Raw genomic sequence first — 14378 nt, 5'->3', positions numbered from 1 at the left:
ACGTAGTCCGTCGGCTGAGACGCCGTCGTGGCCGTGGTGGCCGGGTCCGTGGGGGCTGGCGCCGCCCTCAGCCGCCGCCCCCAGCGGCCGCCCCAACCGCCGCGCACGGGCTGAGCCCTCGGCACGGGCTGAGAGTGTGGACGCATGACTGATCTAGAGGCCGGTTTGCGCAAGGTCGTCCGGGGTGAGGTCGCCTTCGACGTCACCTCGCGGGCGCTGACCACCATGGACGCCTCCAACTACCGACGTGTCCCGTTGGGTGTGGTGGCACCACATGACGCCGACGACGTCGCGGCCGTGCTGGAGGTGTGCCGGGACCACATGGTGCCGGTCGTCGCGCGGGGCGGCGGCACCTCCATCGCCGGGCAGGCGACCGGCACCGGTGTCGTGCTGGACTTCACCCGGCACATGAACCGTGTCGTGTCACTCGACCCGGCGACACGCACCGCCGTCGTCCAGCCCGGCCTGGTCCTCGACCGCCTCCAGGAGGCCGCCGCCCCGCACGGACTGCGCTTCGGGCCCGACCCCTCCACCCACAGCCGGTGCACGCTCGGCGGAATGATCGGCAACAACTCCTGCGGCTCGCACTCCGTGGCGTGGGGGACCACCGCGGACAGCGTGCGGGAACTGTCCGTGCTCACCGCGCGCGGCGAACGACTGCGGCTCGGGCCGGGGTGGGCCGGGGCGCCGGAGGGACTACGGGCCCTGGTGGACGGGGAGTTGGCGCGGCTGCGGACCGGATTCCCCGACCTGCCCCGCCGTATCTCCGGATACGCGCTGGACGCGCTGCTGCCCGAGAAGGGCGCCGATGCGGCCCGTTCCTTCTGCGGGAGTGAGGGCACGCTGGGTGTGTTGACGGAAGCGGTCGTACGACTGGTCCAGGCGCCACGCGCGCGTGCGCTGGCCGTGCTGGCGTACGCCGACGAGAGCGCTGCCGCCCAGGCGGCGGCCGGGCTGCTGCCGTACCGGCCGCTGACGGTGGAGGGGATGGCGGCGGACCTGGTGCCGTCGGCCGCCGCGCTGCCCCGGGGCGGGGCCTGGCTGTTCGTGGAGACGGGCGGGTCGGACGCGGCGCAGGCACGCGCGCGTGCGGACGCGATCGTACGGGCGGCCGATGTCGTGGACTCCCTGGTCGTGACCGACCCGGCCGGGCAACGGGCGCTGTGGCGCATCCGGGAGGACGCCAGCGGCACGGCGACCCGGATGCCGGACGGCAGCGAGGCCTGGCCGGGCTGGGAGGACTGCGCGGTGCCGCCGGCCCGGCTGGGCGCGTATCTGCGGGACTTCAGAGGGCTGCTGAACGCCCACGGGCTGCGCGGGACGCCGTACGGGCACTTCGGGGACGGCTGCATCCACGTCCGCATCGACTTCGACCTGCTCTCCGAGGCGGGGATCGGCCGCTTCCGGCGCTTCTCGGAGGAGCTGGCCGGGATCGTCGTGGCGCACGGCGGCTCGCTGTCGGGGGAGCACGGGGACGGGCAGGCGCGGGCTGAGCTGCTGCCGAAGATGTACGGGGAGCAGATGGTGGGGCTGTTCGAGCGGGCGAAGGGGGTGTGGGACCCGGACGACCTGCTCAACCCGGGCATGCTGGTGCGGCCTGCGGCACTGGACGCGAATCTCCGCTTCTCCGTCCTGCCGCGCGAGCCGGTGGACGTCGTCTTCGGCTACCCGTCCGACGGCGGCGACTTCTCGGCGGCGGTCCGGCGGTGCGTGGGGGTCGCGAAATGCCGTACGACCTCGGTGTCGGGGCCTTCCGTCATGTGCCCGTCCTTCCGCGCGACCGGCGAGGAGCAGCACTCCACGCGCGGGCGTGCCCGGCTGCTGCACGAGATGCTGGCGGGCGAACTGGTGACGGACGGCTGGCGCTCGGAGGAGGTCCGGGGCGCGCTGGATCTGTGCCTGTCCTGCAAGGGGTGCCGGTCGGACTGCCCGGTCGAGGTGGACATGGCCACGTACAAGGCGGAGTTCCTGCACCACCACTACGCGGGGCGGCGCCGCCCGGCCGCGCACTACAGCATGGGATGGCTGCCGGTGTGGCTGCGGGCGGTGGCGCGTACCCGCACCGGAGGGCTGGTCAACGCCCTCGCTTCGGTATGGCCGTTGGCCCGGGTGGCGAAACGGCTGGGCGGGATCGCGCCCGAACGGGAGATTCCGCGGGTGGCGACGGAGACGTTCAGCCGGTGGTGGGGGCGCCGGGTCGAGGAGCGGGCCGGACGGGTGCTGCGGCCCGTACGGGAAGGCGACGCCTCCTTCGGCGACGGCCTCCACACGGTCGCCCTGCTGTGGCCGGACACCTTCACCGAGCATCTGTCGCCGACGGTGGGGCAGGCGGCCGTACGGGTCCTGGAGGCGGCGGGGATCTCTGCGGTGCCGCCGCCGACGCGGACGATGGCGGGCCGCCGGGGGCGGGTCTGCTGCGGCCTGACGTATGTGTCGACGGGCCAACTCGACCGGGCGCGGCAGGTGTTGGGCCGGACGCTGGATCTTCTGGAGCCCTTGCTGGACCTGGACCGTCCGGTACCCGTCATCGTCCTGGAGCCCAGCTGCGCGGCGGCCCTGCGCTGCGACGTGCCGGAACTCCTCCCCGACGACCCCCGCGCCCGCCGGCTGGCCGACCGCGTCCTGACCTTCGCGGAGGCGCTGGAGCGTCTGGCGCCCGACTGGACACCGCCTCGCGTGGACCGTCCGGCGGTCGGGCAGACCCACTGCCACCAGCACGCGGTGCTGGGGGACGCGGCCGACCGGCGGCTTCGCCAAGCGGCCGGGCTGACAGGTGAGTTGAGCGGCGGGTGCTGTGGGCTGGCCGGCAACTTCGGCTTTGAGAAGGGGCACTTCGGGGTGTCGGTGGCGTGCGCGGAGGAGCAGCTGGTGCCGGCGGTGCGGGAGGCGGGCGAGGGGGCGGTGGTGCTGGCCGACGGCTTCTCCTGCCGGACCCAGCTGGAGCAGTTGGCCGGGGTGCGGGGGAGGCATCTGGCGGAGGTGCTGGCCGAGGCGCTGGGGGGTGCTGCGGCGGGTGAAGTGTAAGTGTGTTAAGGGTTGTTGATTGCCAATCATTCATGTTCGAGGGCATGTGATCAGGCAATTCACAGTGAACACACATATGGCCCAGATGAAAAGGACGAATCGGCTCCATGAAACCCCCCACCAAGACGATCCTGCGCGGCACGCTCGCGGCCACGGCCGCGGGACTGGCCGCGATACTTCCCCTGGCCGGGACCGCGTTCGCGTCCCCGTCCGGGGCGCCGGTCGCCGGGTACGCCCACCGCACCGTCACCACGGCCGACGGCCAGGACTTCCACCTGCGGCTGAAGGCCGAGTCCACGGTGCTGCCCGCGGAGGGCGCCACGGTCGGCGTCACGGGCTCGGGATACAACCGCGGTCAGGGCATCTTCCTGACGTTCTGCGTGATCCCTGACACCGTCCGCGTCGGCGATCCCGCCACGTACACCACGCTGCCCACCCCCTGCCTCGGCGGCCGGGAGTCCACGGACGGCTCGGCCCGCCGCATCACCGACCAGGGCACGGGCACGCCCGGCGTCACGATCCCCTACGAGGAGGGCGGCCGGTTCACCACGACCCTCAACCTCAAGCCCGAGATCGCGGACGGGGTCGTGTGCGACGTCACCGTGCAGTGCGCGATCGTCACGCGGGCCGACTTCACGGCCACCGACAACCGGCTCTACGACCAGTACATCCCGGTCCACTTCGAGTCCGCCGACGAGAACTGAGCCGCACGCGGTGCAGGGTGGGGCATGACCGACGACTCCGCCCTGTACCGCGTCGCCACCCCCCTGTGTGCACGCGTGGTACATGTGCTAGGTTTGGACATGTGACGATGCAGAGGACGAACGTGTACGCCGACGCTGATGACCTGGCACTCATCAAGGAGGGTGCCGCTCGCCTCGGCGTGTCCGAGGCGGAGATAATCCGTCGGGGCATCCACCTCGCCGCCCTCTCCGTGCGGACCTGGGACGAACCCTTCTTCGCTGACGACGAGATCACCGGTCTCGGAGGGCCGGTGACTCACGACGACATCCGTGCCGCCCGTCGGCAGAGCACGAGCCGGAAGGCGGAGACGAGCGCGTGATCGTCATCGCCGACTCCGGCGGGCTCCTCGCCGCGCTCAACCGCGACGACAAGGACCATGTCGGCGCTCTGCACGCGGTCACCACGGCAGGGCTGGTCATCGTCCCTCCATCGGCGGTCACCGAGATCCACCAGGTCGCCACCTCACGCGCCGGACGTGCCGTCGCCGACCGGTACGTCACGGCGATCGCGTCCCGCTACGAGGCCGGGCGCCTCCAGATCGCCGAGACGACGCCGAAACTCCTCACCCGGGCCGTAGGAGTGCGTGAACAGTACGGAAGGCTCGACCTGGACCTGGCCGACGCCATGGCCGTGGTGCTCGCCGCCGACCACGACACAGACCTGGTCCTGACCGTCGACCGACGTGACTTCCGTGCCATACGCCCTCTCGATGGCAGGTACCCGCACTTCCGGCTCTTGCCTGACGACCTCTGACCGCGTGGCGCGGAGAGGCGGTCGAGCCGTGCATAGGGTGGTGGTTCACCAGGCTTGCCCGGCCACTGACAGGAGCCCTCCGGTATGCCCCTCCGCCTCCAACCCATCACCCGCGACGAGCACGTGGCGTTTGTCGCGTCCCGGCCCTCCGCCAGCCATATGCAGGTGCCGTCCTGGGGTGGGGTGAAGCCCGACTGGCGGGCAGAGAGCCTGGGGTGGTTCGACGAGGGGCAGGGCGGACGGCTGGTCGGTGCCGGGCTGGTGTTGTATCGGCCGATCCCGAAGCTGAAGAGGTACCTCGCCTACCTGCCCGAGGGCCCGCTCATCGACTGGCACGCCCCCGGCCTCTGCGAGCGCTGGCTCGCGCCGATGCTGGCCCACCTCAAGCAACAGGGCGCCTTCTCGGTCAGGATGGGCCCGCCTGTTGTCGTACGGCGGTGGAGTGCCGACGCGGTGAAGGCGGCCATCGCCGACCCGGCGGTCCGGCGGCTGCGCGACGCGGAGGCGACATCGTACGAACCGTGTGCCGTCGACCTCGCCGACCGTCTGCGCCGCGCGGGCTGGCGGCAGACCGAGCCGGGCGGCGAGGAGGGCTTCGCCGCCGGACAGCCGCGGTACGTCTTCCAAATCCCCTTTGCCGGGCGGTCGTTGGACGACATCCATCGCGGCCTCAATCAACAGTGGCGCCGCAACATCAAGAAGGCCGAGAAGGCGGGCGTGAAGGTGGTGCGCGGTGGTTACGACGACCTGCCCGCCTTCTACGACCTCTACACCGAGACCGCCGAGCGCGACCGTTTCCTCCCACGCCCCCTGCCCTACTTCCAGCGCATGCGGACCGCGCTGACCGCCGAATACCCCGACCGCATGCGGCTCTATCTCGCTCACCACGACGGCGACGTCCTCGCCGCCGCCACGATGCTGACGGTCGGCGAGCACGTCTGGTACTCCTACGGCGCCTCCACCGGCCGCAAGCGCGAGGTCCAGCCCGGCAACGCGATGCAGTGGCGCATGATGTGCGACGCCCATGAGCTCGGAGCTGCCGTGTACGACCTGCGCGGCATCACCGACACCCTGGAGGAGTCCAACCACCTGATCGGCCTGCTGCGCTTCAAGGTCGGCACAGGCGGGGAGGCCGTGGAGTACCTGGGGGAGTGGGACTTTCCGGTCAACCGGCTGCTGCACAAGGCGCTGGATATGTATATGTCCCGCCGCTGAGGCTCACCCCGTCTACCAGGTCAGTTGCATAACGGGTTCACACGCCTGACGAAGTCCACTACCCTGGACTGTGCAGTGCATCGTGATGCACGAACCCTGAGCCGAGACCTTGGAAGGCCCCGTGAGCACCCCCAGCGCCGCCGCCCCGTCCGAGCCGACCTCGGCTGTCGCTCCCGCGGCGGATCACGGAGCCGTTCCGGCGGGCGCCCCGCGCCGCTGGGGGGCCCTCGGGCCGGTGGGCCTGGTGCTGGCCGGGGGTGTCTCGGTGCAGTTCGGCGGTGCGCTGGCGGTGAGTCTGATGCCGAGGGCGGGGGCGCTGGGTGTGGTGACCCTTCGGCTGCTGGCGGCGGCGCTGGTGCTGCTGCTGATCTGCCGCCCGCGCGTGCGCGGCCACTCGCGTACCGACTGGGGCACGGTCGTCGTCTTCGGAATCACCATGGCCGCGATGAACGGCCTCTTCTATCAGGCCGTCGCCCGCATCCCCCTCGGCCCCGCCGTCACCCTTGAGGTGCTCGGCCCGCTCGCCCTCTCGGTCCTCGCCTCCCGCCGGGCCGTCAACCTCATCTGGGCCGGGCTCGCCGTCACCGGTGTCTTCCTGCTTGGCGGTGGAGGCTTCAGCAGCCTGGACCCCATAGGTGTGGCCTTTGCCCTGGGCGCCGGCGCCATGTGGGCGGCCTACATAGTCTTCAGTGCCCGTACGGGCCGACGCTTCCCGCAGGCCGATGGGCTCGCCCTCGCGATGGCGGTCGCGGCGGTGCTGTTCCTGCCGCTGGGGATCGCCGAATCGGGCCCGAAGCTCCTGGACCCCACGACCGTCGCACTGGGCTCCGCCGTCGCGATCCTCTCCTCCGTGCTCCCCTACACCCTCGAACTCCTCGCCCTCCGCCGCCTGCCCGCCTCCATCTTCGCCATCCTGATGAGCCTCGAACCCGCCGTCGCCGCAACCGCCGGCTTCCTCGTCCTCCAGCAGGCCCTCTCCGCCACCGAGGCCGCCGCGATCGCCCTGGTCATCACCGCGAGCATGGGGGCGGTCCGGACTCAGGTGGGGCGGGGGAAGGCCGGGGTCGCGGGGAACTGAGTGGGGACACTCGGCAGCCGGCTCCGCAACACCAGCCCGACCTGGCTCCACGTGCGCATCCATGCGCATGGATGCGCAGTTGCGGGAGGCGAGCGGTGAATTAATGCAAGCACGCTTGCTTGTTTTTTGCGTCGCTGCCATGCTCCGAAGCGCACCGCACCGCGTGGCGCACCGTACCGCGTGGCTCCGGCCCGCATGCCACCGCGCCACAGCCCACCCACCGCACATCGCTGTGCCCGAGGGGAGCGCACCGTGTCTGATCCGACGCCTGTGATCGACGACCTGCGTGAGGAGAGCGAGGCACTCGACCGGCTCGTGGGGGAGCTGACCGAGGGGGAGTGGGCACTGGACACTCCCGCCGTCGGCTGGACCGTGGCCCACCAGATCGCGCATCTCGCCTGGACCGACCGTGGTGCGCTGCTCGCCATGACCGACCCGGACGCCTTCAGCCGCGAGGTCAAGAAGGCGTTCGCCGCGTCGGACACCTTCGTCGACGAGGGTGCGCGGGAGGGCGCGGCCAAGCCTCCCGCGGAGCTGCTCGCCGACTGGCGGTCCGGGCGCGAGGCACTCGACCGCACCCTGTGTGCCGCCGACACGGGGACGCGCTTTCCCTGGTACGGCCCACCCATGTCGGCCGCCTCTATGGCAACCGGCCGGCTTATGGAGACCTGGGCGCATGGGCAGGACATCGCCGACACCCTGGGTGTGATCCGCCCACCCACGGACCGGCTCCGGCATGTGGTCCGCATCGGGGTGCGCGCCCGGAACTATGCCTTCGCGGTGCACGGGCTGGCCGCACCCGCCGAAGAGTTCCGGGTGGAAATCCTCGCCCCCTCCGGGGAGTTGTGGGCCTACGGCCCCGAAGACGCCCCGCAACGCGTCACCGGCCCCGCCCTCGACTTCTGCCTCCTGGTCACCCGGCGTGCCCACCGCGCCGACCTCGCCGTACGGGCCGAGGGCCGGGACGCCGACCGCTGGCTGGACATCGCCCAGGCCTTCGCGGGCCCGTCCGGCGCCGGGCGCCCGCCGAAGGGAGCCGGCGCGTGAGCCTGCGTATCGGCAACGCCTCCGGCTTCTACGGCGACCGCTTCGACGCCATGCGCGAGATGCTCACCGGCGGTGAACTCGACGTCCTCACGGGCGACTACCTCGCCGAACTCACCATGCTCATCCTGGGACGGGACCGGCTGAAGGACCCGGCCGCCGGTTACGCCCGCACCTTCCTCCGCCAGCTGGAGGAGTGCCTCGGCATCGCCCATGAGCGCGGCGTCCGGATCGTCACCAACGCGGGCGGGCTCAACCCGGCCGGACTCGCCGACGCCGTGAGGGAGTTGGCGGACCGGCTCGGCATCCCCCTCCGCGTCGCGCATGTCGAGGGCGACGACCTCACCGCCCGGCACCCCGGCAGCCTCGCCGCCCACGCCTACCTCGGCGGCTTCGGCATCGCGGCCTGTCTGCGGGAGGGCGCCGACGTGGTGGTGACCGGGCGGGTGACGGACGCGGCCCTGGTCATGGGGCCCGCCGCCGCCCATTTCGGCTGGCAGCCGGGGGAGTACGACCGGCTCGCGGGCGCCGTCGTCGCCGGGCACGTGCTGGAGTGCGGGGCACAGGCCACCGGCGGTAACTACGCGTTCTTCCGCGACGGCGGCCACGACCTGCGCCGCCCCGGCTTTCCGCTCGCCGAACTGCACGCCGACGGCAGCTCCGTCATCACCAAACACCCCGGCACCGGCGGCTTCGTGGACGTGGGCACGGTGACGGCCCAGCTGCTGTACGAGACGTCCGGCGCCCGGTACGCGGGACCGGATGTCACCGCCCGGCTGGACACCGTACGGCTGACCCGGGAAGGCCCCGACCGTGTCCGTGTCGACGGCGTACGCGGCGAGGCTCCGCCCCCGACCCTCAAGGTCGGCGTCAACCACCTCGGCGGCTTCCGCAACGAGGTCGCCTTCGTCCTCACCGGGCTCGACATCGAGGCCAAGGCCGATCTGGTGCGGGAGCAGATGACGGACGCCCTGGCCAAGTCCCCGCCCGCCGATGTCCGTTGGGACCTCGTCCGCACCGACCGGGCCGACGCCCCGACCGAGGAGACCGCGAGCGCCCTGCTCCGGCTCGTCGTGCGCGACCCCGACCAGGAGACCGTCGGACGGGCGCTGAGCAGTGCCGCCGTGGAGCTGGCGCTCGCCAGCTACCCCGGATTCCATGTGCTCGCGCCACCTGGAAAGGGCGTGCCGTATGGGGTCTTCGAGGATGTGTACGTCCCCCATGGCGCCGTTCCCCATATGGCCGTCCTCCATGACGGGCGCCTGATCCCTGTGCCCCCGGCCCACGACACCGCCGCGTTCGAGGACGACAAAGAGGACGACGAAGAGCGCGACGAAGAGGGCGACGAAGAGGGCGACGAAGAGGCCCCCGCACCGGACCCGCCCATGCCCGAGGCGCTGTCGGACGGTCCCAGGAGACGTGCCCCTCTCGGCCTGGTCGCCGGCGCCCGCAGCGGCGACAAGGGCGGGAACGCCAACATCGGTGTCTGGGTGCGGACGGACGAGGCCTGGCGATGGCTCGTCCACGAGCTGACCACGGACAGATTCCGGCAGCTGATACCCGAAAGCCGCGAGCTGACCGTCACCCGCCACCCGCTCCCCAACCTCCGCGCCCTCAACTTCGTCGTCGAGGGAATCCTCGGCGAAGGGGTCGCCGCCCAGCACCGTTTCGACCCGCAGGCCAAAGCCCTCGGCGAATGGCTGCGCTCCCGCCACCTGGACATCCCGGAGGCCCTCCTGTGACGGTTCTCAGCACGGCCCTCGACCTCGACGGCGCGGACTACCGGGCGAACCGCGAGGCCATGCTCGCCAAGCTCGCCGACCTGGACGCCGAGCATGCGAAGGCGCTCGCGGGGGGCGGCCCGAAGTACGTCGAGCGGCACCGCGGACGCGGAAAACTCCTCGCCCGCGAGCGCATCGAGCTGCTCCTCGACCCCGACACGCCCTTCCTGGAGCTGTCGCCGCTGGCAGCCTGGGGCAGTGACTACACGGTCGGTGCCGCCCTCGTCACCGGCATCGGGGTCGTCGAGGGCGTGGAGTGCCTGATCACCGCCAACGACCCGACCGTGCGCGGGGGTGCCAGCAACCCGTGGAGCCTGAAGAAGGCCCTGCGCGCCAACGACATCGCGCTCGCCAACCGGCTGCCCTGCGTCAACCTGGTGGAGTCCGGGGGCGCCGACCTCCCTTGCCAGAAGGAGATCTTCATCCCGGGCGGCGCCGTCTTCCGCGACCTCACCCGGCTGTCCGCCGCCGGAATCCCGACCCTCGCCGTCGTCTTCGGGAACTCGACCGCGGGCGGCGCGTACATCCCCGGCATGTCCGACCACGTGATCATGGTCAAGGAACGCGCGAAGGTGTTCCTCGGCGGACCGCCCCTGGTGAAGATGGCCACCGGCGAGGAGAGCGACGACGAGTCACTGGGCGGCGCCGGGATGCACGCGCGCGTGTCGGGTCTCGCGGACTACTTCGCCGTGGACGAGCAGGACGCGCTCCGGCAGGCACGGCGCGTCGTCGCCCGCCTCAACCACCGCAAGGCGTACGGCGATCCGGGCCCGGCCGCGCCACCCGAGTACGACGCGGACGAGCTGCTGGGGATCGTCCCAGGCGACCTGCGCACCCCCTTCGACCCGCGCGAGGTGATCGCCCGGATCGTCGACGCCTCCGACTTCGACGAGTTCAAGCCGATGTACGGGACCAGCCTGGTCACCGGCTGGGCGACGCTCCACGGCTATCCCACAGGGGTGCTGGCGAACGCCCGAGGGGTCCTGTTCAGCGAGGAGTCCCAGAAGGCCGCCCAGTTCATCCAGCTGGCCAACCAGCGCGACATCCCGCTGCTGTTCCTGCACAACACCACCGGCTACATGGTCGGCAGGGAGTACGAGCAGGGCGGCATCATCAAGCACGGCGCGATGATGATCAACGCGGTCAGCAACTCGACGGTGCCGCATCTGTCCGTGCTCATGGGGGCCTCGTACGGCGCCGGGCACTACGGCATGTGCGGCCGCGCCTACGACCCCCGCTTCCTCTTCGCCTGGCCCAGCGCCAAGTCCGCCGTCATGGGCCCGCAGCAGCTCGCCGGCGTGCTGTCGATCGTCGCCCGCCAGTCGGCCGCCGCGAAGGGGCAGCCGTACGACGAAGAGGGCGACGCGGCCCTGCGGGCGATGGTGGAGCAGCAGATCGAGTCCGAGTCCCTGCCGGCGTTCCTGTCCGGGCGGCTGTACGACGACGGAGTCATCGACCCGCGCGACACCCGCACCGTCCTCGGCATGTGCCTGTCGGCCGTCCACACCGCCCCCTTCGAGGGCGCCCGCGGCGGCTTCGGCGTCTTCCGGATGTGAGGCGCTGTCCTTTGCGGCCAAACCGCCGCCGCTCTCGCGGACCTGGTTGCTCGACGTGGTGGTTCCTCAATTGATGGCTGCGGTGATCTAGTGGAAGAGAATGCACTCCTCGTGATCAGAACCCTCCTGATGGCCAACCGGGGCGAGATCGCCTGCCGGGTCTTCCGCACCTGCCGTGCGTGGGGAATCCGGACGGTCGCCGTGCACTCGGACGCCGACGAAAACGCCCTCCACGCGCGCGTGGCCGACACGGCGGTACGGCTGCCGGGGGCGGCGCCCTCCGACACGTATCTGCGCGGCGACAGAATCGTGCATGCGGCGCTCGCGGCCGGCGCGGACGCCGTGCACCCCGGCTACGGCTTCCTCTCCGAGAACGCCGGCTTCGCCCGCGCGGTCATCGACGCGGGCCTCACCTGGATCGGCCCGCCCCCGGAAGCGATCGAGGCCATGGCGTCCAAGACACGCGCCAAGGAGCTGATGGGCATCGAGCCCCTGCGCGAGGTCACCGAGGCGGACCTGCCGGTGCTGGTGAAGGCGGCGGCGGGCGGCGGGGGCCGCGGGATGCGAGTGGTCCGCCGCCTCGCGGACCTGCCCGCGGCACTCGAAGGGGCCCGCGCCGAGGCCCACAGCGCCTTCGGTGACGGCGAGGTCTTCATCGAGCCCTACGTGGAGGACGGCCGCCACGTCGAGGTGCAGATCCTCGCCGACGCGCACGGCACGGTGTGGGCGCTCGGCACCCGGGACTGCTCCCTCCAGCGGCGCCACCAGAAGGTCGTCGAAGAGGCCCCCGCACCGGGTCTGAAACCCGAACTGACCAACTCCCTGTACGAGATGGCCGTACGCGCCGCCCGCGCCGTCGGCTACACGGGCGCCGGCACCGTCGAGTTCCTCGTCGCCGGTGACACACCGCACTTCCTGGAGATGAACACGCGCCTCCAGGTCGAACACCCCGTCACGGAAGCCGTGTACGGCATCGACCTCGTCGCCCTCCAACTCCGCGTCGCCGAAGGCCACGCCCTCGACACCGACCCCCCACGCGCGCGTGGCCACGCCGTCGAGGCCCGCCTCTACGCCGAGGACCCGGCCCGCGACTGGGCCCCGCAGACCGGCACCCTGCACCATCTCGCCGTCCCCGACGGCATCCGCCTGGACACCGGCTACGCCGACGGCGACAACATCGGCGTCCACTACGACCCCATGCTCGCCAAGGCCGTCGCCCACGCCCCCACACGCGCGGAGGCCGTCCGCAGACTCGCCGGCGCCCTCGAACGCGCCGCCGTCCACGGCCCGCCCACCAACCGCGACCTCCTCGTCCGCTCCCTGCGGCACAAGGAGTTCACCACCGCCCGCATGGACACCGGCTTCTACGACCGCCACCTCACCGAACTCACCGCCCCCGCCCCCGACCCCTACGCCCCCCTCGCCGCGGCCCTGGCCGACACCCACGCCCGCTCCCGCTTCGGCGGCTTCCGCAACGTCCCGTCCCAGCCCCAGACCAAGCGCTACGAGACGGCAGGCGAGGAACACGAGGTCCGCTACCGGCACACCAGGACGGGCCTGGCCGCGGACGGCGTGCGGGTCGTCCGCGCCGACGCCCGGCTGGTCGTACTCGAAGTGGACGGCGTACAGCGCAAGTTCGAGGTGGCCCGGTACGGCGACGAGATCTTCGTCGGTGCCACCGCCCTCAAGGCCCTGCCCCGCTTCCCCGACCCGACGCCCCAGCACCCGCCGGGGTCCCTGCTCGCACCGATGCCGGGCACGGTGGTGCGGATCGCCGAGGGGGCGGCCGTAGGAGCGGCTGTACGGGCCGGAGAGCCGCTTGTGTGGCTGGAGGCGATGAAGATGGAGCACCGCGTGTCCGCGCCGGTCACAGGGACGCTGAGCGCCTTGGACGCAGTACCTGGACAACAGGTGACGGTCGGCCAATTGCTGGCGGTGGTGGAAGAAACCTGAAGGGGCGGGGGCCGTATCGATATCGATATGCGGCTCCGCCGTGTGAGCGCGACCAGCCATCGACGAAGGAGTGACATGACCACTGTCGAAACCGAAGAACACAAAGCCCTCCGAGCGGCTGTCGCCGCACTCGGCAAACGCCACGGCCGCGACTTCGTCCGAGAAGACCTCTGGTCGGAGGCCGCGAAACTCGGCTACCTCGGCGTCAACCTCCCCGAGGAACACGGCGGCGGAGGCGGCGGCACAGCCGAACTCTCCATCGTCCTCGAAGAACTCGGCGCCGCCGGCTGCCCCCTCCTCATGATGATCGTCTCCCCGGCGATCTGCGGCACGGTCATCGCCCGCTTCGGCACCGAGGCCCAGAAACGCGAATGGCTCCCCGCCCTCGCCGAAGGCAAACGCACCATGGCCTTCGGCATCACCGAACCCGACGCCGGCTCCAACAGCCACCGCATCACCACCACGGCACGCAAAGACGGCACCGACTGGCTGCTCACCGGCCGCAAGGTCTTCATCTCCGGCGTCGACATCGCCGACGCCACCCTCATCGTCGGCCGCACCGAAGACGCCCGCACCGGCAGCCTCAAACCCTGCCTGTTCATCGTCCCGGCAGACGCCGAAGGCTTCGCGCGGCGCCAGATCGACATGGAACTCAACGCCGCCGAGAAGCAGTTCGAGCTGACCCTCGACGACGTACGGCTCCCCGCCGACGCCCTCGTCGGCGACGAGGACGCGGGGCTCCTCCAGCTCTTCGCCGGTCTCAACCCCGAACGCATCATGACGGCCGCCTTCGCGATCGGCATGGGCCGGTACGCCCTCGACCGAGCCGTCGCCTACGCGTGCGAGCGCACCGTCTGGAAGGCCCCCATCGGCGCCCACCAGGCGATCGCGCACCCCCTCGCCCAGTCGCACATCGAACTCGAACTCGCCCGCCTGATGATGCAGAAGGCGGCCTGCCTCTACGACGCCGGAGACGACGCCGGCGCGGGAGAAGCCGCCAACATGGCGAAATACGCGGCCGGGGAGGCGTGCGTGAAAGCCGTCGACCAAGCCGTGCACACCCTCGGCGGAAACGGCCTCACCCGGGAATTCGGCCTCGCTTCGCTGATAACCGCCGCCCGCGTGTCCCGTATTGCTCCAGTGAGCCGGGAGATGATTCTCAACTACGTCTCCCACCAGACCCTGGGCCTGCCCAAGTCGTACTGAGGGCCCCTCGCCGTCTTGGAGGAA

General features: G+C 71.4%; 11 protein-coding genes. All 11 read left to right on the top strand.

Annotation, left to right across the window (positions count from 1 at the left end):
- The first annotated feature begins 144 nt into the window (after nt 1-144).
- The gene (locus tag GFH49_RS28855; protein WP_155058991.1) at nt 145-3024 is read left to right on the top strand and encodes an FAD-binding and (Fe-S)-binding domain-containing protein; all 2880 of its coding nucleotides are present in this window, start codon (nt 145-147) and stop codon (nt 3022-3024) included.
- 107 nt (nt 3025-3131) lie between these two features.
- Nucleotides 3132-3728 carry a hypothetical protein gene (locus tag GFH49_RS28850; RefSeq protein WP_155058990.1) on the top strand — a complete coding sequence of 199 codons (597 nt, stop codon included), beginning with the start codon at nt 3132-3134 and terminating at the stop codon, nt 3726-3728.
- Nucleotides 3729-3829: 101 nt separating this feature from the next.
- Complete coding sequence (locus GFH49_RS28845; protein ID WP_230396551.1) at nt 3830-4087, top strand: ribbon-helix-helix domain-containing protein; 258 nt, start codon at nt 3830-3832, stop codon at nt 4085-4087.
- Nucleotides 4084-4521, top strand: coding sequence for a type II toxin-antitoxin system VapC family toxin (locus GFH49_RS28840; protein WP_155058989.1), 438 nt, complete (start codon nt 4084-4086; stop codon nt 4519-4521). Before GFH49_RS28845 ends, GFH49_RS28840 begins: the two co-directional genes overlap by 4 nt.
- An 84-nt stretch (nt 4522-4605) precedes the next feature.
- Entirely contained in the window at nt 4606-5736 is a 1131-nt protein-coding gene (locus GFH49_RS28835; RefSeq protein WP_155058988.1) for a lipid II:glycine glycyltransferase FemX, read from the top strand.
- A 121-nt stretch (nt 5737-5857) separates the two neighbouring features.
- The gene (locus tag GFH49_RS28830) at nt 5858-6814 is read left to right on the top strand and encodes an EamA family transporter (protein WP_155058987.1); all 957 of its coding nucleotides are present in this window, start codon (nt 5858-5860) and stop codon (nt 6812-6814) included.
- Nucleotides 6815-7066: 252 nt separating this feature from the next.
- Entirely contained in the window at nt 7067-7861 is a 795-nt protein-coding gene (locus GFH49_RS28825; protein WP_155058986.1) for a TIGR03084 family metal-binding protein, read from the top strand.
- Between the two features lie 50 nt (nt 7862-7911).
- The gene (locus tag GFH49_RS28820; RefSeq protein WP_155059097.1) at nt 7912-9600 is read left to right on the top strand and encodes an acyclic terpene utilization AtuA family protein; all 1689 of its coding nucleotides are present in this window, start codon (nt 7912-7914) and stop codon (nt 9598-9600) included.
- Complete coding sequence (locus GFH49_RS28815) at nt 9597-11195, top strand: acyl-CoA carboxylase subunit beta (RefSeq protein ID WP_155058985.1); 1599 nt, start codon at nt 9597-9599, stop codon at nt 11193-11195. The genes GFH49_RS28820 and GFH49_RS28815 overlap by 4 nt, the downstream gene beginning before the upstream one ends.
- Nucleotides 11196-11324: 129 nt before the next feature.
- On the top strand, nt 11325-13148 hold the full coding sequence (locus GFH49_RS28810) for an acetyl/propionyl/methylcrotonyl-CoA carboxylase subunit alpha (RefSeq protein WP_408055966.1): 1824 nt from the start codon (nt 11325-11327) through the stop codon (nt 13146-13148).
- 75 nt (nt 13149-13223) lie between these two features.
- On the top strand, nt 13224-14354 hold the full coding sequence (locus GFH49_RS28805; protein WP_155058983.1) for an acyl-CoA dehydrogenase family protein: 1131 nt from the start codon (nt 13224-13226) through the stop codon (nt 14352-14354).
- Nucleotides 14355-14378 lie beyond the last annotated feature (24 nt).

The organism is Streptomyces blattellae, from assembly GCF_009709555.1.
GTDB lineage: Bacteria > Actinomycetota > Actinomycetes > Streptomycetales > Streptomycetaceae > Streptomyces > Streptomyces blattellae.
Note: the sequence above shows the minus strand (reverse complement) of the source record. Positions and strands in the feature narration are given on the sequence as shown.